This is a genomic window from Streptomyces sp. TOM-9 (assembly GCF_056858595.1).
In genome coordinates this window covers 7,003,508-7,029,139 of record NZ_JBXEQB010000001.1, presented here as the reverse complement: position 1 = coordinate 7,029,139, position 25,632 = coordinate 7,003,508, and the positions used below count along the sequence as shown (strand labels likewise).

The following is a 25,632-nucleotide window of genomic DNA, read 5'->3' as shown; positions in this document are numbered from 1 at the left end:
CCGCAAGAGACTGCGGCCGAGGTGAGCGTGAGTCAACTCGGCAACAGCCTTGACGTCAAGAAGTAAATACTTAACGAGATGGCAACGGTGCGTTTCGTTATCTAGATGAACGCAGAGTGATCTCTACGGCACAGCAACCGCTGCAGGAACGTTAGCATCCAAAAGGGACGAATCGCCCACCTCGCTGAGGGCCAGCGCCAGGGCGCCAAGGACTTCCGCACGGGCCCCGAGGCCCCCTGAGACCACCGAAAGCCTACGGGCCGCACTGGGGATCGCGTACCGCGCCACCGACTCCCTGATGGGCGCCAGGACCAGCTCCCCGGCCTCCGCGAGATCGCCGCCGAGCACCACCCGGCTCGGGTTCAAGAGGTTGGCGAGGCTGGCGACACCCATGCCGATGTGCCGGCCGACGTCGGCGATCACCCGGCGGCAGCCGGGGTCGCCCTCCCTGGCCAGCTGCACCATGCGCGCCAGGGTCAGGTCGGGGCCGTGGCTGCCGCGCAGCAGGTCCAGCACGTAACGGGCGGCGGTGAAGGTCTCCAGGCAGCCGCGGTTGCCGCAGCGACAGACCGGGCCGGACTCGTCCAGCGTGATGTGACCGATCTCGCCCGCGGTGCCGCCGGGGCCGCGGTAGATGCGGCCGTCGATCACCAGCCCGGCGCCGACGCCGCTGGCCACCTTGATGTACGCCAGGTCCTTCACGCCCCGGCCGCCGCCCCAGACCAACTCCCCGAGGGCACCGAGGTTCGCGTCGTTGTCCACCTGGACGGGCATGCGCAGCCGCTCGGCCAGTTCCTGGCGCGGGTTGATGCCGCCCCACCCCGGCAGGATGGCGGTGGACCCCAGCGCGCCGGTCTCCACGTCGATCGGGCCCGGGACGCCGAGGCCGACGCCGATCACCTTGTCGGCGTCGATGCCGCTCGACTCGATCAGCCGCGCGACGAGCTGCTCGGCCCGGTCGAAGCCCTCGGAGGCCGAGGCGTCCACGTCGATCGGCTCCGACTGCTCGGCCAGCACCTGGTGGGCCAGGTTGCCCACCGCGACGCGCAGGTGGGAGTGCCCGAAGTCGACGCCCACGACGACGCCCGCGTCGCCGGACAGCGCCACCGCGCGGGCCCGACGGCCTCCCGAGGAGGTGGGCGTGACCTGTACGGTCCCGTTGTCGCGCAATTCGCGGACGATGTTGGAGACCGTCGCCGCGGACAGCCCCGTCGTACGGGCGATCTCCGCCTGCGTCAGCGAACCCGCCAGCCGTACGGCCCGGACCACCCGCTCGAGGTTGGCCCGGTGCAGCGACGACTGGGACCCCGGAGTCTCCACGACCATTCCACTCCTGCCGAACCGGACGGGAGCCACGCCGATGAGACCCCGTCGTCTACAACATGTGAACTCTAAGCAAGCCTTTAGGCTCGCTTCCCGTCAAGGGGCAGAACCAGACCGCTGACGTAATGCCCGAAAAATCCAGAAGCGGCCCCGCATACGGCGGGACCGCTTCCGCTCCGGCGTCCGGGCGACCGGACAGCGGGCCACGGGGAGTGACCTTCCGGTTACTTCAAGGTGCCGGCCGTCAGACCCGCCTGCACCTGCCGCTGGAAGGAGAGGTAGACCACGAGCACCGGCAGCATCGCGATGGTCATGCCCGCGAAGAGCGCCGGGTAGTCACCGGAGTACCCCTGCTGCTGCGCCAGGTTCACCAGGCCCTGGGCCAGCATCGAGCGGTCCGGGTCGCTGCTGGACTGCTGCTGCTGCAGGGTCATCGGCAGGATGTACTGGTTCCACTGGCCCAGCACGTTGAAGATGCCCACGCTGATCAGGCCCGGCTTCGCCATCGGCAGCATCACCTGGAAGAAGGCCCGGGAGTGGGAACAGCCGTCGATCATGGCCGCCTCGTGCACCGCCGTGGGCAGGGTCCTGAAGAAGGAGTGCATGAAGAAGACGGTGAAGGGCAGCGAGTACGCGACGTAGACCAGGATCAGGCCCTGGTAGGTGTTGAGCATGCCCAGGTTGCTGACCATGAAGAACAACGGCACGAGGGCGAGGTACACCGGGAACATCGCGCCGCCGACGAACAGGTAGAAGATGATCCGGTTGCCGGGGAACTCGTAGCGCGCCAGCACGTACGCCGTCATCGACCCGAGCAGCATCGTCAGCGGCACCGAGAACACCAGCACGATCACCGTGTTCACGAAGAAGTCGCCGATGCCCTTCTCCCAGGCCCGGGAGAACGCGTCGAAGGACCAGTGCGAGGGCCAGGACCAGGCGCTCGCGCCGATCTCGGAATTGTTCTTGAAGGACCCGAGGATGATCCAGCCCAGGGGCAGGAGGATCAGCACGCCCCACAGGACCAGGAAACCGTGCGAGAAGACGTTGAGGGTCGCGCCGCCGTCGGCGAAGCGTTCGCGTTCCGTCTTCTTGCTGCCGATGGTGGTGGGCTGCCCCTTGAAGACCGGTACCGGAGTGGGCTGCTTGATGGGAGTGGCCATGGGATGCGCTCCCCGCTCAGTACTCGATGCGATCGCGGCGGGAGACCCGCAGCGCGATGGCGGAAAGGATCAGGGTGAGGAAGAGGATGACGACGCCCATCGCACAGGCGTAGCCGCTCTTTCCGAAGGTGAGGAAGTTGCGCATCAGGTAGGTCGCCATGACCTCACCGTGGTAGTCCGGGCCGCCGCCGAAGTTCGATCCCGGAGTGAGGACCGAGGCCAGGGCGAAGAAGTCCATCGCGGCGATGGCGAGGTACACCCAGGCCGTCTGCACGCTGTCCCACAGGAGCGGGAGGGTCACCTTGAAGAAGGTCTGCAGGCGGCCGGCGCCGTCCAGCAGGGCGGCCTCGTAGATGTCCTTGGGAACGGACTGCATGGCCGCGGAGAACAGCACCAGGTAGAAACCGACACCGGCCCAGATCTGCACGCCCAGCAGGCACCACATCACCAGGTTGGGACTGTTCAGCCATTCGATCGGGGCCTGTGGGTCCTCGAGGTGCAGTTTGATCAGGATGCCGTTCAGCAGGCCGCTTCCGTCACTTCGGTAGACCGCCTGGAAGAGCACGATGAGAATGGCGACGGAAAGCACCTGGGGGAAGAAGAAGATCACCTTGTAGAAGGCGGATCCGTGCACCCCGCGGACGCCCGTGGTACCGCCGCGGCCGCCCACGTTGAGCATGAAGGCGAAGAAGAGCGCCAGCAGGATCGTGATCACCGGAAGGAACACCAGAAGCAGCACGTTGTGCTGGAGCGCCTGCAGGAAGACGTGGTCCCCGAAGAGCGTCGTGTAATTCTCCAGACCGACGAAATGCATCTCCTGGGACTGCCCGGACCAGTCCGTCAGGGAATACCCGAACGTCTGCAGGTACGGCCAGATCACGAAGACGACGTAGAGCACGACCGGAATGAAGAGGAATCCCGCGATGAACGGGTACTTGCGGTATCGCATGGCGCTGCTCCTGCCATCGGGTAGACCGTCGCACCGGGGCCCCGAACGCCCCCTGGACCATCAGGGAGCACCGGGGCCCCGGTGCGCAAGGGCCGGTGGGAACGTTTAGCCCTTCTTGGCCTTCTCGGCCGCCGCCTTGACCCGCTTGAGCCAGTCGGCGGGCTTGATGCGCTTGGCCATCAGCTCGGCACTGGCGTTCTGCACGTCCGTGTCGAAGGCGCTCTGCGTGTTGGGGTAGTTGTAGTTGAAGACGTTGCTCCCGGCCGCGCTGAGCGCGGTGACGGTGGACTTGGTGCCCGGGCGCAGCTGGACGTCGGAACCGACGCCGTCCTTGAGCACGGTCAGCGAGTTGGCCGTCTGGGCGAACTGGCTCGACGCTTCCTTGGTGAGCATGATCCGCAGGAACTCCAGGCCGCCGGCCTGGTTCTTGGCCTTCTTCGGGACGATGAAGGGCTCACCGGCGCCGGCCCGGATCGCCTCGAAGGGCAGCTTGTCGCCGTCCAGGGAGGGGATCGGCAGGAAGGTCATCTCGAAGTCCGCGGGGGTGGCCTTCAGCTGCTCGTTCTCCAGCCACGAACCGCAGGGGATGAACGCCGCCTTGTACTCGTTCCAGGCGGTCTGCGACTCGATGTGGGTCATGCCGTTGGTGCCGGGGAGCAGGTAGCCCTTGTCGGCGATCTCGTAGACCGCCTCGACGGCCGCCTTGGCGGCGGGCTCGTCCCACACCGTCGGGTCGAGGCTGTCGATCCGCTTCACCAGGTCGGGACCGCCCTGCTTGGCGATGAGGTCCATGACCACGATGTTGATGTAGTAGGGGTACTTGCCCTGGTGGCAGAAGGGCGCCATGCCGGACTTCTTGATCTCCGCGCAGAGCGACATGAAGTCGGCCCAGGTCTTGGGCGCGGTCCAGCCCTTCTCCTTGAAGAGCTTGCCGGAGTACCACAGACCCCAGACGGTGTAGATGTAGGACAGCTGGTACATCTTGCCGTCGTCGAAGCTGCCCGTCTCGATGGTGCCGGGCTGCAGGACGTCCCTGACCTTCTTGCTCGGGTCGTCGATGTAGGGCGCGTCGAGGAGCGGGGTGAGGTCGGTGAGCTGGCCGCTCTTGTAGAGCACGTCCAGCTTGATCTGCTGCGCGCCGGAGTCGTCGACGACGTCCGGCGGGTTGCCGGCGTTGAAGCGGGGCTGGAGCTTGCCGGTGATCTCCTGGGTGCCCAGGTGGCTGATCTTCGCCCCGTCGAACTTCTTCCCGTAGAGCTTCTCGAACGCCTTGGCGTAGTCGTCGCCGTAGCCGCCCTTGAAGATCACGACGTCCAGAGGGGCGTCGTTGGCCACGCCGAAGGGGTTGTCCTTGGACTTCTCGCCCTTCTCGGTGGCCTTGTTGTTGCCGCTGCCGCTGGACGCACAGGCACTCAGCAGACCCGCGGCCGGAGCGGCCAACAGGCCCACCGCTGCAGCCCGCTTGATCAGATCGCGCCGGTTGACGTCGGATCTCATGCTCAAGTCCTCACCTTCTCCAGGACCCATGCGGTGCGGAGTTGAATCTGTGCACGGGCCACGCACCCGTTGTTCCCCCCGCGCAAGCCCGCGTTCAGCGGGCCTCCTGGACGCCGACAGGTATAGTCCACTTCCCGCGAGGTGGGCAAGGTCATGCGCGCTTTTGACGGACAGCTTTCCCTAGTTGAGACCTGCCGGTAACGCGAACGGGCCCGCACCCCCGGCAGGGGTGCGGGCCCGTTCGTCGGGTCCGGACGCGGTGATCCCTACTTGCGGATCAGGGAGCGCAGGACGTACTGCATGATGCCGCCGTTGCGGTAGTAGTCCGCCTCACCGGGGGTGTCGATGCGGACCACGGCGTCGAACTCGACGCCGGTGTCGGTCGTCACCTTGACGGTGCGCGGCGTGGTGCCGTCGTTGAGCTCGGTGATGCCGGTGAACGAGAAGGTCTCCTCACCGGTCAGGCCCAGCGAGGCCGCCGAGGCGCCCTCGGGGAACTGCAGCGGCAGGACGCCCATGCCGATCAGGTTCGAGCGGTGGATGCGCTCGTACGACTCGGCGATGACGGCCTTGACGCCCAGCAGCGCGGTGCCCTTCGCGGCCCAGTCGCGGGAGGAGCCGGAGCCGTACTCCTTGCCCGCCAGGACGACCAGCGGGATGCCGGCGGCCTGGTAGTTCTGGGAGGCGTCGTAGATGAACGACACCGGGCCGCCGTCGGCGGTGAAGTCGCGGGTGTAGCCGCCCTCGGTGCCCGGCGCGATCTGGTTGCGCAGGCGGATGTTGGCGAAGGTGCCGCGGATCATGACCTCGTGGTTGCCGCGGCGGGAGCCGTAGGAGTTGAAGTCACGACGCTCCACACCGTGATCGGTGAGGTACTTGCCGGCCGGGGTGTCGGCCTTGATCGCACCAGCCGGGGAGATGTGGTCGGTGGTGACCGAGTCGCCCAGCTTGGCCAGCACGCGGGCACCGGAGATGTCGGTGACCGGGTCCGGCTGGTCCTTCATGCCCTCGAAGTACGGGGGCTTGCGGACGTAGGTCGACTGCGGGTCCCACTCGAAGGTGTTGCCGGTCGGGATCGGCAGCGACTGCCACTGGGCGTCGCCGGCGAAGACGTCCTGGTAGGACGAGGCGAACATGTCCTGGCCGATCGCGGCGGCGACGACCTCGTTGACCTCCTGCTCGGACGGCCAGATGTCCTGCAGGTGGACCGGCTTGCCCTCGGTGTCGGTGCCGATGGCGTCCCGGGTGATGTCCACCTTCATGGAGCCGGCGATGGCGTACGCGACGACCAGCGGCGGGGACGCCAGGTAGTTCATCTTGACGTCCGGGTTGATCCGGCCCTCGAAGTTGCGGTTGCCCGACAGCACCGAGGTGACGGCCAGGTCGTGCTCGTTGACGGCCTTGGAGACCTCGTCCGGCAGCGGGCCGGAGTTGCCGATGCAGGTGGTGCAGCCGTACCCGACCAGGTTGAAGCCCATCTTGTCCAGGTACGGGGTGAGGCCGGCGCGGTCGTAGTAGTCCATGACGACCTTGGAGCCCGGGGCGAGCGTGGTCTTCACCCACGGCTTGCGGGTCAGGCCCTTCTCGACCGCCTTCTTGGCCACCAGGGCGGCGGCGACCATGACGTACGGGTTCGAGGTGTTGGTGCAGGAGGTGATCGCGGCGACGGTGACGGCGCCGTGGTCGATCTCGTACGTGGACCCGTCGGGAGCCGTCACCAGGGTCGGGCGGGTCGGGACGCCGTTGGTGGCGGCCGGGGAGTCGGAGGCCGGGAAGGACTCCTTCCCGGACTCGTCCGCGGTGTCGACGTAGTTGCGCACGTCGCTCTTGAACTGCTCGGCGGCGCTGGCGAGGACGATGCGGTCCTGCGGGCGCTTGGGGCCGGCGATGGAGGGTACGACCGTGGAGAGGTCCAGCTCCAGCTTCTCGGAGAAGTCCGGCTCGGCGGCCGGGTCCAGCCACAGGCCCTGCTCCTTGGCGTACGCCTCGACGAGCGCGAGCTGCTGCTCCGAACGGCCGGTCAGCTTCAGGTAGTTAATGGTCTCCGCATCGATCGGGAAGATCGCCGCGGTGGAGCCGAACTCCGGCGACATGTTGCCGATGGTGGCGCGGTTGGCGAGCGAGGTCGCGGAGACGCCCTCGCCGTAGAACTCGACGAACTTGCCGACGACACCGTGCTTGCGCAGCATCTCGGTGATGGTCAGCACGAGGTCGGTGGCGGTGGTGCCGGTGGGGAGCTCGCCGGTCAGCTTGAAGCCGACGACGCGCGGGATCAGCATGGAGACCGGCTGGCCGAGCATGGCGGCCTCGGCCTCGATGCCGCCGACGCCCCAGCCCAGCACGCCGAGGCCGTTGACCATGGTGGTGTGCGAGTCGGTGCCGACGAGGGTGTCGGGGTAGGCCTGGCCGTTCCGGACCATGACGGTGCGGGCCAGGTGCTCGATGTTCACCTGGTGGACGATGCCGGTGCCCGGCGGGACGACCTTGAACTCGTCGAACGCGGTCTGGCCCCAGCGCAGGAACTGGTAGCGCTCCTTGTTGCGGCCGTACTCCAGCTCCACGTTCTGCGCGAAGGAGTCCGGGGTGCCGAACTTGTCGGCGATGACCGAGTGGTCGATGACCAGCTCGGCCGGGGCCAGCGGGTTGATGCGGGACGGGTCGCCGCCCAGCTCCTTGACGGCCTCGCGCATGGTGGCGAGGTCCACCACGCAGGGCACGCCGGTGAAGTCCTGCATGATCACGCGGGCCGGCGTGAACTGGATCTCCTGGCTCGGCTGGGCCTGGGAGTCCCAGCCGCCGAGCGCACGGATGTGGTCGGCCGTGATGTTGGCGCCGTCCTCGGTGCGGAGCAGGTTCTCCAGCAGCACCTTCAGGCTGTAAGGGAGGCGCGCGGAGCCCTCGACCTTGTCCAGCCGGAAGATCTCGTACGACTCGTCGCCCACCTGCAGGGTGCTGCGGGCGTCGAAGCTGTTCGCCGACACGACAGTCTCCTTCGTAACTTTGCGCGTACCACCGCAATGCTGCCGCTTCGACCCCTGGCCGATCCGCTAAGGTAAGGCTAAGTAAGGCGAGCCTTACCTTTGGCGGCAGCGGTGCGCCTTGGCAGATATCTCGATGTCGAGATAACTCTAATACATCACCGCTGCCGGGTCATGCGCTGGGCCGCCCGTGTGCGGCATCACGCCCTTTCGCATGCCCCCCACGGGCCCGTCCCGCCCCGCCAGGGTGCCGCCGTGAGGCCCCGCGCTCAGGCCTGCGGGAGCATCAGTGCGTTCAGCTCGCCCCAGGGGATGCCGCCCGCGACGGCGGCGTACGTGCCGGTGGCGAGCAGCTCGCGGGCGGCGCGGTCGACGAGGGCGTAGGCGGCCTCGGCGACCGCGCTGCCGAGGCTGACGCGCGCGGCGCCGGCGGAGGCCAGTACGGACACCGGCGGCGCGCCGGGCCCGGCGAGGATGCCGACGGGGGCGTCGATGCCCTCGGCCAGGGCGGCGACGACGGCCGGGTCGGTCACGCCGGGCACGAAGATGCCGTCGGCGCCCGCCGCGAGGTAGCCGGCGGCGCGCTCCAAGGTCTCCCCCAGGTCGCCGGCGCCCCGCAGGAAGGTGTCGGTGCGGGCGTGGACGAACAACGGCACCCCGGCCTCGTCGGCGGCGCGGCGGGCGGCGGCGATGCGGGCGGCCTGTCCGTCGGCCGTGCGCAGCGGCGCGGGACCGCCGTCGTGGGAGTCCTCGATGTTGATCCCGACCGCGCCCGCGGCCAGCACCGCCCGCACCGTCTCCGCGACGCCCTCGGGGTCGGCCGCGTAGCCGCCCTCGACGTCGGCGCTGACGGGGACCGAGACGGCCGCGGCGACCCGCGCGGTCAGCTCCAGCGCGAGGCCGCGGTCGACGTGGTCGCCGTCCGCGGTGCCCATGGTCCAGGAGACCCCGGAACTGGTGGTGGCGACGGCGGCGGCCCCGGCGCGCTCGGCGACGCGGGCACTGGCGGCGTCCCAGGCGTTGGTCAGCAGCAGCGGGCGCCCGGGGACGTGGAGGGAACGGAAGAGTTCGGCCTTGGCCTTGAGTTCGCTGATCACGGACCGCAGTCCATCACCGGCCCGGCCCCGGGTCCGGCGGATTTCCGACACCTACGTCCCGCGCCGCCTCCCCGTACGTCCACGTCGGATTCTCGCTAGCCCCGGCCCGCGCGGGCCACGGATGCTGGGGGATGTGCATGAGGACTTCGAGCGCTGTGTGCGCGCCGTGCAGTCGAAGGACTCCCGTTTCGACGGGTGGTTCTTCACCGCGGTGCTGACCACCCGCATCTACTGCCGGCCCGGCTGCCCCGCGGTGCCGCCGAAGCCGCAGAACATGACCTTCTACCCGAGCGCGGCCGCCGCCCAGCAGGCCGGGTTCCGCGCCTGCAAGCGCTGCCGCCCCGACGCCGCCCCCGGTTCCCCGCGGTGGAACGAGCGGGCGGACCTGGTGGCCCGCGCCATGCGCCTGATCGCGGACGGGGTCGTCGACCGGGACGGCGTACCCGGGCTCGCGGCGCGCCTCGGCTACAGCACCCGGCAGGTGGAGCGGCAGCTGCGGGCCGAGCTCGGGGCCGGGCCGCTCGCCCTCGCCCGTGCGCAGCGGGCGCAGACGGCCCGCCTGCTGGTCGAGACCTCGGCGCTGCCCATGGCCGACGTCGCCTTCGCCGCCGGCTTCAGCAGCATCCGCACCTTCAACGACACCGTGCGCGAGGTCTTCGCGCTCACCCCGAGCGAGCTGCGGACGCGGGCGGCACGGGGGCGGCACCGCGCCCCCGCCGCCGACGTGGCGGGCTCGCTGGCGCTGCGGCTGCCCTTCCGGGCACCGCTGTGCCCCGGCAACCTCTTCGGGCACCTGGCCGCGACCGCCGTGCCGGGCGTGGAGGAGTGGCGGGAGGGTGCGTACCGCCGCACACTGCGGCTGCCCCACGGCCACGGGATCGTGGCCCTGCGGCCCGAGCCCGACCACGTCGCCTGCCGGCTCTCCCTCACCGACTGGCGGGACCTGTCGCACGCGATCAGCCGCTGCCGGTGGCTGCTCGACCTGGACGCCGACCCGGTCGCCGTCGACGGGCTGCTCCGGGAGGACCCGCTGCTCGCCCCGTACGTGGACAAGGACCCCGGGCGCCGGGTGCCGCGCACCGTGGACGGGCCCGAGTTCGCGGTGCGCGTGGTGCTCGGGCAGCAGGTGTCGACCGCCGCGGCGCGCACGCTGGCCGGCAGGCTGGTGACGGCGCACGGCGAGCCCGTCGCCGACCCCGGCGGCGGGCTGACCCACCTGTTCCCCTCGCCGTGGGCGCTGACGGCCCTGGACCCGGGGTCCCTGGCGATGCCGGGCACCCGGCGGGCCACGCTGACCTCCCTGGTCGCCGCGCTCACCGAGGGGGGCCTGGACCTGGACGTCGGCAGCGACTGGGAGAAGGCCCGGCGGCAGCTCGCCGCGCTGCCGGGCTTCGGCCCCTGGTCGGTCGAGGTCGTCGCGATGCGGGCGCTCGGCGACCCGGACGCCTTCCCCGCCACCGATTTGGGCGTACGGCTTGCCGCGGGAAAACTGGGCCTCCCCACGACCCCCGCGGCCCTCGTCCGGCGGGCCGCGGCCTGGCGGCCGTGGCGCGCGTACGCCGTACAGCACCTGTGGGCCACCGGCGACCACCCCGTCAACGTCCTGCCCGCCGAACCGGCCTGAGGAATGATCATGTCCCTTCGCACACACGCCCTGATCGACAGCCCCGTCGGGCCGCTGACCCTGGTCGCGACCGACGGCGTCCTGTCCGGTCTCTACATGCCCGCGCAGCGTCACCGCCCGCCGGAGGAGTCCTTCGGCGCGCGCCGCGACCCGGTGACGTCGCCGTTCGCGCGGGCCGCCGAGCAGCTGCGGGCGTACTTCACGGGCGAGTTGACCGCCTTCGACCTGCCGCTTGACCTGCGCGGCACCCCCTTCCAGCAGCGCGTCTGGGCGGGTCTGCGGGCCATCCCGTACGGCACCGTGATGACGTACGGTCAGCTGGCGCAGGAACTCGGCAGCCCCGGCGCGTCGCGCGCCGTCGGGCTCGCCAACGGACGCAACCCGGTCGGCATCATCGTGCCCTGCCACCGTGTGGTCGGGGCCTCCGGCAGCCTCACCGGATACGGGGGCGGACTGGAGCGCAAGCGGTACCTGCTGGACCTGGAGCTCGGGTTGCCATCTCATATGTGAGATAGTCTTTCCGCATGGGAGACGACTACCTCGCACGCATCGGCAAGCTCATCCGTGACGCCCGCCAGCACCGGGGCTGGACCCAGTCCCAACTGGCGGAGGCGCTCGGGACCAGCCAGAGCGCGGTGAACCGTATTGAACGCGGCAACCAGAACATCAGCCTTGAGATGATCGCCCGAATCGGTGAAGCGCTCGACAGCGAGATCGTCTCCCTCGGCTATGCGGGTCCCATGCACCTGCGTGTCGTGGGCGGGCGCCGGCTCTCCGGCTCCATCGACGTCAAGACCAGCAAGAACGCGTGCGTGGCGCTGCTGTGCGCCACGCTGCTGAACTCCGGGCGGACCACCCTGCGCCGCGTCGCGCGGATCGAGGAGGTCTACCGCATCCTGGAGGTGCTGAACAGCATCGGCGTGCGGACCCGCTGGATCAACGACGGCAACGACCTGGAGATCGTCCCGCCCGCGCGGCTGGAGCTGGACGCCATGGACACCGACGCCGCCCGCCGCACCCGCAGCGTGATCATGTTCCTCGGCCCCCTGATGCACCGCACCGACCGCTTCCGCATCCCGTACGCGGGCGGCTGCGACCTCGGCACCCGTACCGTCCAGCCGCACATGACCGCCCTGCGGCACTTCGGGCTGGAGGTGACCGCCACCAGCGGGATGTACCACGCCCGGGTCGCCCCCTCGGTGGCCCCGCGGCGGCCGATCGTGCTGACCGAGCGCGGCGACACCGTGACCGAGAACGCGCTCCTGGCGGCCGCCCGGCACGACGGGGTGACCGTCATCCGCAACGCCAGCTCGAACTACATGGTCCAGGACCTGTGCTTCTTCCTGGAGGAGCTGGGCGTCCGGGTGGACGGCATCGGCACCACCACGCTGACCGTGCACGGTGTCACCGAGATCGACCGGGACGTGGACTACGCGCCCTCCGAGGACCCGGTGGAGGCCATGAGCCTGCTGGCCGCGGCCGTGGTCACCGAGTCCGAGCTGACCATCCGGCGGGTGCCGGTGGAGTTCCTGGAGATCGAGCTGGCGGTCCTGGAGGAGATGGGCCTGGACCACGAGCGCTCCGCCGAGTACCCCGCCGACAACGGCCGCACCCGGCTGATCGACCTCACCGTGCGCCCCTCCAAGCTGCGCTCCCCCATCGACAAGATCCACCCCATGCCCTTCCCGGGCCTCAACATCGACAACGTGCCCTTCTTCGCGGCCATCGCCGCCACGGCCCAGGGCTCGACCCTGATCCACGACTGGGTCTACGACAACCGCGCCATCTACCTCACCGAGCTGACCCGGCTCGGCGCCAACGTCAAGCTGCTGGACCCGCACCGGGTTCTGGTCGAGGGCCCGACCCGCTGGCGCACCGCCGAGATGATGTGCCCGCCGGCCCTGCGGCCCGCCGTGGTGACCCTGCTGGCGATGCTCGCCGCCGAGGGCACCTCGGTGCTGCGGAACGTGTACGTCATCAACCGCGGCTACGAGGAGCTGGCCGAGCGGCTCAACTCCATCGGGGCGCAGATCGAGACGTTCCGCGACATCTGACCCGTCCCGCCCCTCCTGACCGGCAAACCGGCTACTCCCCCGCAAGGTGGCCGTGATAGTCATGCTCCGGGCCGTGGATCATGGCCCATGGGGGAGGAACGGCCAGGCCAGGAGGGGGTCTTCATGGTGGCGGTCCGAGGTGGTACCGCGGGCGGGACGGTGGACGGCAACGCGCGGCGCAGTTCCGCGTTCTCACTGAGGCGGTGGGCGCCGCGCCCGTCGCCCCGGCTCGACCCGGCGCGGGGCAAACCCGCGCTCGCGGGCCTGCGCGCGGCCGCCGCCGCGGCGGACTGGCCCGCGATCCGGGAGCGGCTGTCGGCGGTGACCGACGACCGTGAGCGCAGCTGGCTCGTGGCGAACGTCGTGGACGTCGACGGCTGGGAGCGCTGGATGCCGGCCGTCGTGGCGGCCGAACCCGACTCCGGGCTCGCCCGGCTGGTCGCGGGCGCCCGCCAGGTGACCTGGGCCTGGGAGGCCCGGACCGGACTGCGCGCGCAGCACGTCTCGCGTGAGCAGTTCCAGGTGTTCCACGAGCGCCTCGAGGTGGCCGAGGACCTGCTGTACCGGGCCGCGGAACTCGAACCCGCATGGGCGTCCCCCTGGTACTTCCTGCAGATGAGCGGCCGGGGGCTGCAGGTCGGCCCGGACCTCGCACGGCTGCGCTTCGAGGCCACCGTACGGCGCTCCCCGCTGCACCTGGGGGCGCACCAGCAGCAGTTGCAGCAGGTGTGCCGCAAGTGGGGCGGTTCGCACGAGGAGATGCACGCCTTCGCCCGGGAGTCCATGCTCGCCGCCCCCGAGGGCAGCGACATGGGCGTGCTCGTCGCGGTCGCGCACCTCGAGCACTGGGGCGACCTGGACCGCGGCGACGACACGGCGTACATGCTCCGCCTGCAGGTCGAGAAGGAGCTGCACGAGGCCGCGGACCGCTCCTACCGGAACCCGGCGTACCAGGGCTCGATCGACCCGGTCGGGACGCTCAACACCTTCGCCATGGCCTTCGCGCTGGCCGGCGAGAAGAAGGCGGCGGCCGAGGCGTTCGCCGCCACCGGCGGAGTCGTCACCGAGTTCCCGTGGCAGTACCTCAACGGCAACGACCCGGTGGCGGCCTACCGCACCCTGCGGTCCCGCGCCGGACGTCCCTGACCGCCCCGCGCCCCGTTCCCCGTCCGCGCACCGCCCGGAAGGCCCCTTCGGTGTCCCAGTCCCCGTCAGCGCACACGTTCCAGGTCGACCTGCGCGGCCTGGTCGACCTGCTCTCCCACCACCTCTACTCCAGCCCCCGCGTCTACCTGCGGGAGCTGCTGCAGAACGCCGTCGACGCGATCACCGCCCGGCAGGCGGTCCAGCCGGGCGCACCGGCCAGGATCACCGTGCGGACCGGTGAGACGCTCAGCGTCACCGACACCGGTGTCGGGCTGAGCGAGGCCGACGTGCACACCTTCCTCGCCACCATCGGGCGCAGCTCCAAGCGCGCCGCCGACGGCGAGATCGAGGCCGCCCGCGGCGACTTCATCGGCCAGTTCGGCATCGGGCTGCTGGCCTGCTTCGTGGTGGCCGACGAGATCACCGTCGTCAGCCGCCCGGCGACCGCCCCCGGCGCCCCGGCCGTCGAATGGCGCGGCCGCTCCGACGGCAGCTACACCCTCCGCACGCTCCCCGCCGGCGCGCTCCCCGAGCCGGGCACGCGCGTGACGCTGACCCCGCGCGCGGACGCGGGCGAGTGGACGGAGCCCGGCCGGGTGGCGTCGCTGGCCCGGCACTACGGGAGCCTGCTGCGGCACGAGGTCACCGTCGTCGACCCGCGCGGCGAGACGACCCTGATCAACGAGACGCCGCCATGGGAGCGCCGCCACGGCTCCCCGCTGGCCCGCGCCGAGGCGCTGGCCGAGCACTGCCGCACGACGTTCGGCTTCACCCCGCTCGACACCATCGACCTCGACCTGCCCGTCGCCGGGCTGCGCGGCGTGGCCTACGTACTGCCGACCCCCGTCAACCCGTCGGAGCGGGCCGGGCACCGGGTGCACCTGAAGGGCATGCTGCTCTCGGACCGGGCCGCCGAACTCCTGCCGGAGTGGGCGTTCTTCGTCCGCTGCGTCGTGGACGTCACCAGCCTGCGCCCGACGGCCTCCCGCGAGGCGCTGTACGAGGACGAGACCCTGGCCGCCGTCCGCGACGCGCTGGGCGCCCGCATCCGCGACTGGCTGACCGGGCTCGCCGCCAGCGACCCGGCGCTCCTGCGGCGCTTCATCGACAGCCACCACCTCGCCGTCAAGGCGCTGGCCCGCTACGACGACGCACTGCTGCGGATGCTGCTGCCATGGCTGCCCTTCGAGACCACGGACGGCAACGTCACCCTGGAGGAGTTCGCCCGCGCCCACCCCACGGTGCTGGTCACCCGCAGCGTCGACGAGTTCCGGCAGGTCGCCCCGATCGCGGCGGCGGCCGGCCTCGGCGTCGTCAACGGCGGCTACACCTACGACCGGGACCTGGTGCACCGGCTGCCGGAGATCCGTCCCGGCACCACGGTCACCGACCTGGACCCGGCCACCATGACCGCGCACCTCGACCCGGTCGACTCGGCCGCCGAACTCGCCGCCGCCTCCTTCCTCGCGGTCGCCCGCGAGGTCGTCGGCCAGTACGACTGCGACGTCGTGCTGCGGGCCTTCCAGCCGGTCACGGCGCCCGCGCTGCTCCTGGACGACCGCGAGGCACGCCACGAGCGCACCCGGTCCGGCCTCGCGGAGAGCAGCGACGGGCTGTGGGCGGACATCCTCGGCTCGCTGCGCACGCAGGCCCCGCGGGCGCAGCTCGTCCTCAACCACCTCAACCCGCTGGTGCGCCGGGCCGCCACCGTCACCGAGCGCGGGCTGGCCCTCACCACGGCCGAGGCCCTGTACGGGCAGGCGCTGCTGCTCACCCGGCGGCCGCTGAAGTCCTCGGAGAGCGCGCTGCTCAACCGGGCCTTCATCGGTCTGCTCACCCACGCCATGCACGACCAGGACACCCCCGCGTCCGGGCCGGACGCCAAGGAGCACTGATGCTGGACACCCCCGAGGCCGTGTTCGAGGCGCTCCGCGAGAACAACGAGCGCCCCTACGGCACGCCCCGCACCGTGACCGCCGAGGAACTGGTCGAGGCGGCCGAGCAGTTCGAGGAGAAGGACGTCCTCGTGACGGCGCTGCTCGAACTCATGTCGGCGTACGAGTACGCCGCCGAGCACCGCAAGTCGCCGGTCGTCTTCGCCCGGATCCTCAAGCTGTGGGAGGAGGTGCCCGGCTCCTTCAGCGAGTGGGAGGGCCACCAGGTGCTGTGGCGCCACAAGTGGGTGACGACCTCGCTGCTCCAGGTGCCGGACGTCCCGCTGGCGACGGTCCACGGGTGGGTCGGCCAGATGGGAGAGCGCTACCGGGCGGCCGGTGAGGGCCTGCAGCCGGTGGCGGCCATGCGGCACCGGATCGCCGCCCACACCGGCGCGGACCGCGAGACGGCCTGGGACCTGTGGGTCACCCGGCGCCAGGAGCGGCTCAGCGACTGCCCGGCCTGCGAGACCCGGCACCAGGGACTGCACCACCTCGCGGCGGGCGACGACGAGCGGGCCCTGCGGACCTGGGAACCGGTCCTCGAGGGCGTCCAGACCTGCGAGGAGGAGCCCTGGGTCACCCAGGCCCACGCCCTGCTGCCGTTGCTGCGCCTCGGCCGCACCGACGAGGCCCGCTCCCACCATCTGACGGGCTACCGGCACGCCCGGGGCCGGATCGGCATGGCCGAGGAGACCGGACTGCACGTGGAGTTCTGCGCGCTGTCCGGCAACGAGGGCCGGGCGCTGGAGATCCTCGCCGAGAACCGCGCCCTCTTCGGCACCACCGGCGCGCCGCTGTCGCTGCTCGGTTTCCTCACCGGCGTCGAGGTCCTCACCCGGCGCCTGGTCGACGAGGGGCACGACGCGACCCCCGTCGCCGGACCGCTGGGGCGCACCTGGACCGCGCGGGAACTGCAGGACCACGTGAGCGAGCAGGGCGACACCCTGGCCGCGGCGTTCGACCGGCGCAACGGCACCGCCGCCGTCGGCGAGCGCCGCCGGGCACGCCTGACCCGGCGCCCGCCGCTCGCCGAGCCGCTGGCACTCGGTCTGCGCACCGCGGCCGTGCCGTCACCGGCGGCCCCGCCCATGGCCGTGGCCGCGCGGGAGGTGCCCGAAGACTTCGTCGAACTGGTGGAGAAGGCCCGCGAGATGGGGGACGCGGGCCGTCCCGGCGACGAGGAGCTGTGGCGCCGGATCGCCGAGCGCGCCGGCGCCGAGGGCCATGTGCACGACCCCCGGCTGGGCCCGGAGGAGCGGCTGCGGGCCGAACTGGCCGAGCACCGCGCCTTCGCGGCCATGGAGGACGAGGACCGGACGGCGGCCAGGGCCGCGCTCACCGAGGCACGGGAGCTGTTCGCCCTGGCCGGCATGCCCGAGCGCGTCCTGACCTCCCGCGCGCGGCTGGCGTCGGTGGGCGTGGAGCCCGGCCCGGAGGCCGTCGCGGGCCGGGCGGAGCTGGACGCGGTGCGGACCGAGGCCCGCGCACTGGTGGACGAGGGCTCCGCCGAGGTCCGGCGCGCCTACTGCGTCGTGCTGCAGTGCCGTGCCTACCTCGCCCACACCGAGGCGGCGGCCACGCTGCCGGACGTCCCCGCGGAACTGCGCGAGCGCTTCGAGGCGGCCGTGGCCGAGGCCCTGGCGGAGTCGGAGCGGCTCGGCATCCCGGAGCGCACGGTCAACACCCGGATGTCCGCCGCCGATCTCGCGGCACGCTCCGGGGACCTGGACGGGGCCGAACGGGAACTGCGGAGCGCGCTGCGGGTCGTGGAGGCGGCCGGAACCCCCTGGCGCGCCACCCGCCCGCGGGGCTTGCTCGGCCAGGTTCTGCTGCAGCAGCACCGCCCCGAGGAGGCCATGGAGCAGTTCCACGGCGCGCTCGCCACGGCCACCGCCCACAACGACACCGCGTTCCCGGTGGCGCGCACCCACGCGCTGCTCGGCCACGCCGCCGACCACGCAGGCGACCTGAACGCCGCCGTGCGCCACCTGTCCGACGCCGCGGCGCGACTGGACCGCGAGGACGACAACGCGGGCGCCGCCGAACTGCGGGTGGAGCTGGCGGACGTGCTCGCCCGCGCCGACCGCCAGGCGGACGCCGTCGCCGTGCTGGAGTCGCTGGTCGGCGACGAGGCCGCGGCCGGCATGGACGAACGCGCCCTGGCCCAGGCCCGGCTGCTGCTGGCGCGGGGCCTGCGGGAACTGGAGGAGCACCGCGCGAGCGCCGAGCAGTTCCTGCTGCTGGCCGACGCCGTCCAGGGGTGGGAGGAGCAGTTCACGCACACGCTCGCCGCCTGCGAGGCCGCCGTCGCCCTGCTGCAGGCCGGCAGCGAGGACGCGGCGCGCTCCGCGTACGACCGCGCCGTCGCCTCGCACGCGAAGGGGCCGAACCCGCACGCGGTCGCGGAGATGATGCGGGACTTCGCAGGCTCCGCCGTCTCGGCACAGGGCGCCGAGGGCCTGGAGACCGCCCTGGACCACCTGCGCCGGGCCGACGAGGTGCTGGCGGCCGTGCCCGCGGACGACGAGGACTTCGCCCTCTGGTACGAGAGCGGCGCCACGCACTACCAGCGCGGCCGGGCCTATGCCGGCGCCGAGCGCTTCCCCGAGGCGCTCGCCGAACTGGAGCGGGCGATCGCCGCCCACGGGGAGGGCGGGCCGCGGGGCGAGGCGCCGCGCGCCGAGGCCGTCCGGGTCGCCGCCCTCGTCGAGGCGAACGGCCTGGACCGGCCGGACGCGGCCCTGTCCCGTCTCGGTGCCGCGATCACCCGGTGCCGGGCGGCGGGGCTCGACCACGCGGCCGTGGTCCTGTCCCGGGTCAGGGACGAGGTGTCGTCGCACCGCCGGGGCTGACACCCGTGGTACGAACGAGGCGACCGCCCTCGGCGCCCGTCCCCCGGACATCCGCAGGGCGCGGGGTGTCGATCCGGGCGGTCGCCGTTCGTGTAGAGGGTGGAACGCCGGCGAAGGGCCGGCCCGGACCGCGAGGACGCCCGACATGAAGCACTACCTGCTCAGCGTGTACCAGCCCGAGGGGACCCCGCCGCCGCCCGAGTTCCTCGCCCGGGTCCTGGCCGACCTGGACGTCCTCAACCGGGAGATGAAGGAGGCCGGGGCCTGGGTCTTCGGCGCGGGGCTGAACGCCCCGGACACGGCCACCGTGCTGCGGCCGCGGGGCGAGGAGGTGCTCGTCACGGACGGGCCGTTCGCGGAGAGCAAGGAGTACCTCGGCGGCTTCACGATCATCAAGGCGGCCGACCTCGACGCCGCGCTCGCCTGGGGCCGCCGGCTGGCCCGGGTGACCACGCTGCCCATCGAGGTCCGGCCCTTCGCGCACGAGGTCGAGGACTGACGGCCGGCGTGCCGGAACCGGGCGCACCGGAGGTCGAGCGGGTCTTCCGCGAGGAGTACGGGCGCGCGGTGGCCGTCCTGGTCCGCCGGTTCGGCGACATCGACGTCGCCGAGGAGGCGGTCCAGGACGCCTTCACCACGGCCGTCCAGCGGTGGCCGCGGACCGGGCTGCCGCCGAGCCCCGCGGGGTGGATCATCACCACCGCCCGCAACCGCGCGATCGACCGGCTGCGCCGGGAGGCGGCCCGCGAGGACCGGCACGCCCGGGCCGCCCTGCTGCAGGACGCCCGGGACGTCCGGGAACCCGGCGAGGAGGGCCCCGTGCGGGACGAACGGCTCCGCCTGCTCTTCACCTGCTGCCACCCCGCGCTCGCCCCGGCCTCACGGGTGGCGCTGACGCTCCGGCTGCTGGGCGGGCTCACCACCGCCGAGATCGCCCGGGCCTTCCTCGTCCCCGAGACCACCATGGCCCAGCGCCTGGTCAGGGCGAAGGGCAAGATCCGTGACGCCCGGATCCCGTACCGCGTCCCGGACGAGGCCGACCTGCCCGAACGGCTCGGCGCCGTCCTCGCGGTGGTGTACCTGGTCTTCAACGAGGGGTACCTGCCCGGCTCCGGGGACCGCCTGGTCCGCGAGGACCTGTGCGCCGAGGCGATCCGCCTGGGCCGGCTGATGGCCGGGCTCATGCCCGACGAGCCCGAGGTGCTGGGGCTGCTCGCCCTGATGCTGCTGGTCCAGGCACGCCGCCCGGCCCGCACCGCCGCGGACGGCGGAGCGGTGCCGCTGGCCGAGCAGGACCGCGCCCTGTGGGACCGGGCGCTGGTCGCGGAGGGCCGGGCACTGGTCCGCCGCTGCCTCCGGCGCGGCCGGCCGGGGCCGTACCAGATCCAGGCGGCGATCAGCGCCGTGCACAGCGACGCCCCGGTCGCGGCCGCCACGGACTGGCGGCAGATCCTGGCGCTCTACGACCAGTTGACGACGCTCGCCCCGGGCCCCGTGGTCGCCCTCAACCGCGCCGTCGCCCTCGCCGAGGTCGAGGGTCCCGCCGCCGCGCTCGCCGCCGTCGACGGCCTCCCCCTGGAGGGCTACCCCGCCTTCCACGCCGTCCGCGCCGACCTCCTGCGCCGCCTGGGCCGTACGCCCGAGGCCGCGCAGGCCTACGGAGCAGCCGCCGCCCGCACCGAGAACGAGGCCGAACGGGACTTCCTGCGGCGCAGACGTGAGGCGCTCGACGGCCCGAAGTGACCGCCTTGCGGGGCCACCTCCGCCGCGACGGCGTGTGGCCCGGGCCTTCCGGGACCGGCGATACCGCGCACGGGCCCGGACGCGGGCCGAAGCGCGGCCCCCGGCACACCCGCACGGGAGCTAGGCCGTGTCGTCAAAGGAGCGCCGGCCGCCCGGAGGGCGGGCCCAGCGGCGTCTGGTGCGGTGCATCGCAAGGCGGAGAGTCGTCCTCGTAGTGGGCTACTCGGACGATTCGACAACGCAGCGAGGTGCCGTGCCAGGCGCCGCTGGGCAGGCGGGACTTTGACGACACGGCCTAGGCGGGGGCACGGCGTGCCCGCGATCCTTGCCCGGGCCCCATGGCGTACCAGCCGCAGCCGGCGGGGCGGCCCTGGCCCGCAACGCAGCGGGCAACCACCCGGCGGACGCGGGCGACGAGGGTCGGCCGCTTCCGTCGCAACGGCCCGGGCCCCACGACGTATTGGCTGCGGCTCCCCCGGCTCCCCGGCGCGCCCGGCGTCGGCCAGGAATCGCGCACCGCCACGGTCGGCGCTGGTCACCCACCGGCTGCGCCGCGGCCGCAAGCAGCACCTCCCCCGCCGCCAGTACGGAGCGGCTCCGGCCTGCGGCACAGCCCCCTGACCGTCCCGGCCGTCCTCCTGGGCAGCCGCCAGGCGGACACGCGCGTCATGGCGCGGCAACCGCCGTCGTGAAGGCCCGCGCCCCGCGACGCAGTGGCTGCGGCTCCCCGCGTGCGGCGCGCAGGATCCGAGCCACCGCCACGGCAGCGCGGCCGCGCACTGCCCTCGGCGATGCCGGCCGCAGGCGGCCGCCGCCGACGTACGGAGCCGGGCCCCCACCCCGGGTTCCTCCTGACCCCGGGTCAGGTGAGCACGGCGAGGCCGTCGAGTTCGACCATGGCCTCCTCGTCCCACAGGCGGGTGATGCCGATGACCGCCATCGCCGGGTAGTCCCGGCCGGCCAGGGCGCGCCAGATGCGGCCGAGTTCGGGCGCGTGGTCGCGGTAGGCGGCGACGTCGGTGGTGTGGACGGTGAGGCGGGCGAGGTCGGCGGGGGTGCCGCCGGCGGCCTGGAGGGCGGTGAGCAGGTTGATCAGTGCGTGCTCGAACTGGGCGGGGAGGGTGTCCCCGACGACCTTGCCCCCGGAGTCCAGGGCGGTCTGGCCCGCGAGGAGGACGAGGGTGCGGCCGGTGGCGGTGACGGCGTGGCTGAAGCCGGTGGGCGGGGAGAGCTCGGGCGGGTTGATCCGGTTGAGGGTCATGCGAAGAGCTCCTTGGCGATGATCGACCGCTGGACTTCGGTGGCACCTTCGTAGATACGCGGTGCGCGGACCTCGCGGTAGAGGTGTTCCAGGACGTGGCCGCGCTCCAGGGCGCGGGCCCCGTGGATCTGGACGGCCGCGTCGACGGCGTACTGGGCGGTCTCGGTGGCGAAGAGCTTGGCCATGGCGGAGCTGCGGGCGGTGCCGGGGGCACCGCAGTCGTAGGCCTCGGCGGCGGCGTAGACCAGCAGCCGGGCGGCCTCGGTGCGGGTGGCCATCTCGGCGAGGGTGTGGGAGACGGCCTGGAGGTCCTTCAGGGGCGCGCCGAAGGCGGTGCGGGAGGCGGCGTGGGCGGTGGCCGCATCGAGGGCGGCCTGCGCCATGCCGACCGCGAAGGCACCGACGCTGGGCCGGAAGCGGTTGAGGGTGGTCATGGCGACCCGGAAGCCGCGGTCGACCTCGCCGATCACGTCGTGCCGCCCGACCGGTACGGCGTCGAAGCGCAGCCGGCCGATGGGGTGCGGGGAGAGCATGTCGAGGTGTTCGCCGCCGAGCCCGGGGCGGTCGGCGGGGACGGCGAAGGCGGTGACGCCGCGGGCCCCGGCGCCGGGGGCGGTCCGGGCGAAGACCGTGTAGATGTCGGCCTCGGGGGCGTTGGAGATCCAGCACTTTTCGCCGGTGAGCCGCCAGCCGCCGTCCGGCGCGGGCTCCGCGGCCAGTTCGAGGGCGGCCGCGTCGGAACCGGCGCCCGGCTCGGTGAGCGCGAAGGCCGCGACGGCCTCGCCGGAGACGACCCGCGGGATCCAGCGGGCGGCCAGTTCGGGGGATTCCAGCAGGGGGTGGGCGCCCAGGCCCTGCAGGGCGAGCGCGGTCTCCGCCTCGGTGCACTCCCGGGCCAGGGACTCCCGGAGCAGGCACAGCTCGAGGGCGGTGCCGGGGAAGAGGCGCCCCAGCAGGCCGAGTTCGCCGAGGGCGGCGAGCAGCGGCCGGTTGACCCGCCCGGGTTCGCCGGACCCCGCCAGCGGCCGGAGCCGTTCGGCGGCCCAATCACGGACCTGTGCGCACCACTTGAGCTGTTCCGGGTCCAGCGCGAACGATGCCACGCGGCACCTCCCGTATCGCGTACCGTTGACTGCCGTCACAAACACGTTACGCTGAATCCGCCCGCAACCAGGTGCCAACGAGGGGCGAACCCGCCATGGACCTGCTGCCATCAGCACACGTGGACACTTTCCCGCGGGATCACCTCCCGCCGCGTGACCAGTGGCCCGTCCTGACCCAAGACCTCCCCGAGCTGGCCTATCCCGGCCGGCTCAACTGCGGCACCGAACTCCTTGCCGCCGGCCTGCCCGGGGCGCCCTGCCTGCGGATGCCGGGCGGTGAGGTCTGGTCGTACGCGGACCTGCGCGCCGCCTCCGACCGCATCGCGCACGTGCTGACCGACGAGCTCGGGGTGGTGCCCGGGAACCGCGTGCTGCTGCGCGGCCCCACCACGCCGTGGCTGGTGGCGTGCTGGTTCGCCGTCATGAAGGCGGGCGCGGTCGCGGTGACCGTGCTCGCGGCCCACCGCCCGCACGAGCTGGCGACGATCTGCGAGATCGCCGCCGTCCGGCACGCGTTGTGCGACATCCGCGCGGTCGACGACCTCGCCAAGTGCGAGGCGCCCGGGCTGCGCATCGCCACGTACGGCGGGGAGGCACCGGACGATCTGCTGCGGCTCGCGGCCGACCGGCCGGACCCCTTCCCCGCGGTGGAGACCTCGGCCGACGACGTCGCGCTGATCGCCTTCACCTCCGGGACGACCGGACGGCCCAAGGGGTGCATGCACTTCCACCGGGACGTGCTGGCGATCGCCGACACCTTCTCCGCGCACATACTGCGACCGACCTCCGCCGACGTGTTCGCCGGCAGCCCGCCGCTGGGCTTCACCTTCGGGCTGGGCGGCCTGGTCGTCTTCCCGCTGCGCGTGGGGGCGTCGGCGCTGCTGCTGGAGCAGGCCGGACCCGAACAGCTCGCCCGGGCCGTCGCGGAGCACGCGGTGACCGTGCTGTTCACCGCGCCCACCGCCTACCGGGCCATACTCGCCTCGCACGGCACCCGCGACCTGTCCTCGCTGCGGCGCTGCGTGTCGGCGGGCGAGAACCTGCCCGAGGCGACCTGGCACGCCTGGTACGAGTCGACGGGGCTGCGGATCATCAACGGCATAGGGGCCACGGAGCTGCTGCACATCTTCATCTCCGCCGCCGACGACGTGATCCGGCCGGGCACCACGGGCCTGCCGGTGCCGGGCTACCAGGCCCGGGTCGTCGACCCCGCGACGCTGTCCCCCGTGCCGGACGGCGAACCGGGGCTGCTGGCGGTGCGCGGTCCCACGGGCTGCCGCTACCTGGCGGACGAACGGCAGCGGGAGTACGTGCGCGACGGCTGGAACATCACCGGCGACACCTACGTGCGCGAGCCGGACGGCTACTTCCGCTACGTGGCCCGAGCCGACGACATGATCATCTCGTCGGGGTACAACATCGCGGGCCCCGAGGTCGAGGAGGCGCTGCTGCGCCACCCCGACGTGCGGGAGGCCGCGGTCATCGGCGTGCCGGACGACCAGCGCGGCCAGATCGTCCGGGCCTTCGTCGTGCTGCGGGACGGCCCCCCGCGCGACGAGCACACGGTCGAGGCGCTGCGCGCCTTCACCCGGGAGGAGATCGCGAGCTACAAGTGCCCCCGCGAGATCGCCTTCCTCGACGCCCTGCCCCGCACTCCCACCGGGAAACTGCAGCGCTTCCGGCTGCGCGACCTACAGTGATCGCGTGACCGAGCACACCCCCAGTTCGCTGATCGTGACCTTCTTCGGCGCCTACGGCCGGGCCGAGGCCTGGGACGGGCGGATACCCGTCGCCGGGCTGATCCGGCTGATGGGCGCCGTGGACGTGGACCCGCAGTCGGTACGCTCGGCGGTCTCCCGGCTCAAGCGCCGCGGCCTGCTGGAGCCGGACCGCGTCTCCGGCGCCGCGGGCTACGCCCTGTCCGAGGACGCCCGGCAGCTGCTCGCCGACGGCGACCGCCGCATCTACGGTCACCCGGCCGGCGGAGCCGGGGACCAGGAGTGGGTGCTCGCGGTCTTCTCCGTGCCGGAGAGCGAGCGCCACAAGCGGCACCTGCTCCGCTCCCGCCTGGCCCGGCTGGGCTTCGGCACCGCCGCCCCGGGCGTGTGGATCGCGCCCGCCCGCCTCCACGAGGAGGCCCTGCACACCCTGCGCCGGCTCGGCCTGGACACCTACGTCGACCTCTTCACCGGCACCCACCTCGGCTTCGAGCCGACGGCCGCGGCCGTGCGCCGCTGGTGGGACCTCGACGCGGTCGCCAAGCGCCACCACACCTTCCTCGACGCCCACGAGCCCGTGCTGCGCGCCTGGGCCGCCCGGGAGGCGACCCCGCCGCAGGAAGCCTTCGCGGACTACCTGCGCGCCCTCGACTCCTGGCGCCGCCTCCCCTACGCCGACCCGGGCCTGACGCCCGCCCTCCTCCCGCCCGACTGGCCCGGCGGCCGCGCCGCCGCCGTCTTCGAGGGCCTGCACGCGCGGCTGCGCGACGCGGGGGCGGAGTTCGCGCGGTCCGCCGGCCCCACGGCGTGACCGCCCTCCTCCGGTGATCGTTGGCAGGATGTACGCCCGCGCCACCCGGCGGGGCACCGCTTCGTCCCCGACGCATCCGTGGCCCCCCGGCGCTTCTTCCGCGGTCTCGACTCGTGGGCAGATGCGGACGGCGTCGTGATGACCGTCGAGGTGACGTCCTCCCGCCCGGACAAGGATCGCGGCCCGAAGCGACGCGGCCACGCCGCCGCCGGCATCCCGTTCCACCTGCCGGTGGACCGCACCGAGGGCACGGTCACCCTGTACAGCGAGCCGGACGCCGAGGACTACCGCCAGGACGTCCGGGTGCTGTTCGGCAAGGAGCTCGACCTCCCCGAGCCGTTCGCGTTCGCCCTCGACACCTCCGTCTTCGGCTGAGGCG

General features: G+C 72.6%; 18 protein-coding genes and 1 pseudogene. 11 read left to right on the top strand and 8 right to left on the bottom strand.

Annotated elements, in window-relative coordinates; translation table 11 throughout:
• Positions 1-123: 123 nt before the first annotated feature.
• The 6 genes from AC1VWI_RS32615 to AC1VWI_RS32590 form a co-directional block, all read right to left on the bottom strand.
• Positions 124-1,320, bottom strand: a complete 1,197-nt coding sequence (locus tag AC1VWI_RS32615) for an ROK family transcriptional regulator (RefSeq protein WP_499514580.1) — start codon at positions 1,318-1,320, stop codon at positions 124-126.
• Positions 1,321-1,547: 227 nt separating this feature from the next.
• Positions 1,548-2,483: a carbohydrate ABC transporter permease gene (locus AC1VWI_RS32610; protein WP_499514579.1), complete on the bottom strand. Its 936-nt coding sequence runs from the start codon at positions 2,481-2,483 to the stop codon at positions 1,548-1,550.
• Between the two features lie 16 nt (positions 2,484-2,499).
• Positions 2,500-3,432 (bottom strand): carbohydrate ABC transporter permease, encoded by a 933-nt coding sequence (locus AC1VWI_RS32605; RefSeq protein ID WP_499514578.1) that lies wholly within the window; start codon positions 3,430-3,432, stop codon positions 2,500-2,502.
• A 105-nt stretch (positions 3,433-3,537) separates the two neighbouring features.
• Positions 3,538-4,929 carry an N-acetylglucosamine/diacetylchitobiose ABC transporter substrate-binding protein gene (ngcE, locus tag AC1VWI_RS32600; RefSeq protein ID WP_499514577.1) on the bottom strand — a complete coding sequence of 464 codons (1,392 nt, stop codon included), beginning with the start codon at positions 4,927-4,929 and terminating at the stop codon, positions 3,538-3,540.
• A gap of 266 nt (positions 4,930-5,195) precedes the next feature.
• Positions 5,196-7,910, bottom strand: coding sequence for an aconitate hydratase AcnA (gene acnA, locus AC1VWI_RS32595; protein ID WP_499514576.1), 2,715 nt, complete (start codon positions 7,908-7,910; stop codon positions 5,196-5,198).
• 266 nt (positions 7,911-8,176) lie between these two features.
• Positions 8,177-9,004 carry an isocitrate lyase/PEP mutase family protein gene (locus AC1VWI_RS32590; protein WP_499514575.1) on the bottom strand — a complete coding sequence of 276 codons (828 nt, stop codon included), beginning with the start codon at positions 9,002-9,004 and terminating at the stop codon, positions 8,177-8,179.
• 133 nt (positions 9,005-9,137) lie between these two features.
• Between AC1VWI_RS32590 and AC1VWI_RS32585 the strand changes: the two genes are divergently transcribed.
• From AC1VWI_RS32585 to AC1VWI_RS32550, 8 genes are all read left to right on the top strand, one after another.
• Positions 9,138-10,628, top strand: a complete 1,491-nt coding sequence (locus AC1VWI_RS32585; RefSeq protein WP_499514574.1) for an AlkA N-terminal domain-containing protein — start codon at positions 9,138-9,140, stop codon at positions 10,626-10,628.
• A 3-nt stretch (positions 10,629-10,631) separates the two neighbouring features.
• Positions 10,632-11,138, top strand: coding sequence for a methylated-DNA--[protein]-cysteine S-methyltransferase (locus AC1VWI_RS32580; protein ID WP_499514573.1), 507 nt, complete (start codon positions 10,632-10,634; stop codon positions 11,136-11,138).
• A 14-nt stretch (positions 11,139-11,152) separates the two neighbouring features.
• Positions 11,153-12,682, top strand: a complete 1,530-nt coding sequence (locus AC1VWI_RS32575) for a helix-turn-helix domain-containing protein (protein ID WP_499514572.1) — start codon at positions 11,153-11,155, stop codon at positions 12,680-12,682.
• Positions 12,683-12,805: 123 nt separating this feature from the next.
• A complete protein-coding gene (locus tag AC1VWI_RS32570; protein WP_499514571.1) occupies positions 12,806-13,828 on the top strand; it encodes a hypothetical protein in 1,023 nt (340 codons plus the stop codon).
• A gap of 50 nt (positions 13,829-13,878) precedes the next feature.
• The gene (locus AC1VWI_RS32565; RefSeq protein ID WP_499514570.1) at positions 13,879-15,723 is read left to right on the top strand and encodes an HSP90 family protein; all 1,845 of its coding nucleotides are present in this window, start codon (positions 13,879-13,881) and stop codon (positions 15,721-15,723) included.
• Positions 15,723-18,617, top strand: a complete 2,895-nt coding sequence (locus AC1VWI_RS32560) for a hypothetical protein (protein WP_499514569.1) — start codon at positions 15,723-15,725, stop codon at positions 18,615-18,617. Before AC1VWI_RS32565 ends, AC1VWI_RS32560 begins: the two co-directional genes overlap by 1 nt.
• 145 nt (positions 18,618-18,762) lie before the next feature.
• Positions 18,763-19,116, top strand: coding sequence for a YciI family protein (locus AC1VWI_RS32555; RefSeq protein ID WP_499514568.1), 354 nt, complete (start codon positions 18,763-18,765; stop codon positions 19,114-19,116).
• An 8-nt stretch (positions 19,117-19,124) separates the two neighbouring features.
• Positions 19,125-20,360: an RNA polymerase sigma factor gene (locus tag AC1VWI_RS32550; protein WP_499514567.1), complete on the top strand. Its 1,236-nt coding sequence runs from the start codon at positions 19,125-19,127 to the stop codon at positions 20,358-20,360.
• Positions 20,361-21,222: 862 nt separating this feature from the next.
• On the opposite strand, the gene AC1VWI_RS32545 is transcribed toward AC1VWI_RS32550, so the two are convergent.
• On the bottom strand, positions 21,223-21,621 hold the full coding sequence (locus tag AC1VWI_RS32545; RefSeq protein WP_499514566.1) for a RidA family protein: 399 nt from the start codon (positions 21,619-21,621) through the stop codon (positions 21,223-21,225).
• A complete protein-coding gene (locus AC1VWI_RS32540; protein ID WP_499514565.1) occupies positions 21,618-22,724 on the bottom strand; it encodes an acyl-CoA dehydrogenase family protein in 1,107 nt (368 codons plus the stop codon). The genes AC1VWI_RS32545 and AC1VWI_RS32540 overlap by 4 nt, the downstream gene beginning before the upstream one ends.
• Before the next feature lie 95 nt (positions 22,725-22,819).
• On the opposite strand from AC1VWI_RS32540, the gene AC1VWI_RS32535 reads away from it, so the two are divergent.
• From AC1VWI_RS32535 to AC1VWI_RS32525, 3 genes and pseudogenes are all read left to right on the top strand, one after another.
• A complete protein-coding gene (locus AC1VWI_RS32535) occupies positions 22,820-24,424 on the top strand; it encodes an AMP-binding protein (RefSeq protein ID WP_499514564.1) in 1,605 nt (534 codons plus the stop codon).
• A gap of 4 nt (positions 24,425-24,428) precedes the next feature.
• Entirely contained in the window at positions 24,429-25,253 is an 825-nt protein-coding gene (locus tag AC1VWI_RS32530; protein WP_499514563.1) for a PaaX family transcriptional regulator, read from the top strand.
• A gap of 39 nt (positions 25,254-25,292) precedes the next feature.
• A pseudogene (locus tag AC1VWI_RS32525) lies at positions 25,293-25,628 on the top strand (Uma2 family endonuclease); the annotation flags it as partial.
• Positions 25,629-25,632: the final 4 nt, after the last annotated feature.

What these genes read in the sequence shown, in the direction of transcription:
- AC1VWI_RS32610 (WP_499514579.1), bottom strand. Translation starts at nt 2,483, where the DNA reads ATGGCCACTCCCATCAAGCAGCCCACTCCGGTACCGGTCTTCAAGGGG.
- AC1VWI_RS32555 (WP_499514568.1), top strand. Translation starts at nt 18,763, where the DNA reads ATGAAGCACTACCTGCTCAGCGTGTACCAGCCCGAGGGGACCCCGCCG.
- AC1VWI_RS32535 (WP_499514564.1), top strand. Translation starts at nt 22,820, where the DNA reads ATGGACCTGCTGCCATCAGCACACGTGGACACTTTCCCGCGGGATCAC.
- ngcE (WP_499514577.1), bottom strand. Translation starts at nt 4,929, where the DNA reads ATGAGATCCGACGTCAACCGGCGCGATCTGATCAAGCGGGCTGCAGCG.
- AC1VWI_RS32605 (WP_499514578.1), bottom strand. Translation starts at nt 3,432, where the DNA reads ATGCGATACCGCAAGTACCCGTTCATCGCGGGATTCCTCTTCATTCCG.
- AC1VWI_RS32570 (WP_499514571.1), top strand. Translation starts at nt 12,806, where the DNA reads ATGGTGGCGGTCCGAGGTGGTACCGCGGGCGGGACGGTGGACGGCAAC.
- AC1VWI_RS32560 (WP_499514569.1), top strand. Translation starts at nt 15,723, where the DNA reads ATGCTGGACACCCCCGAGGCCGTGTTCGAGGCGCTCCGCGAGAACAAC.
- AC1VWI_RS32580 (WP_499514573.1), top strand. Translation starts at nt 10,632, where the DNA reads ATGATCATGTCCCTTCGCACACACGCCCTGATCGACAGCCCCGTCGGG.
- AC1VWI_RS32545 (WP_499514566.1), bottom strand. Translation starts at nt 21,621, where the DNA reads ATGACCCTCAACCGGATCAACCCGCCCGAGCTCTCCCCGCCCACCGGC.
- AC1VWI_RS32575 (WP_499514572.1), top strand. Translation starts at nt 11,153, where the DNA reads ATGGGAGACGACTACCTCGCACGCATCGGCAAGCTCATCCGTGACGCC.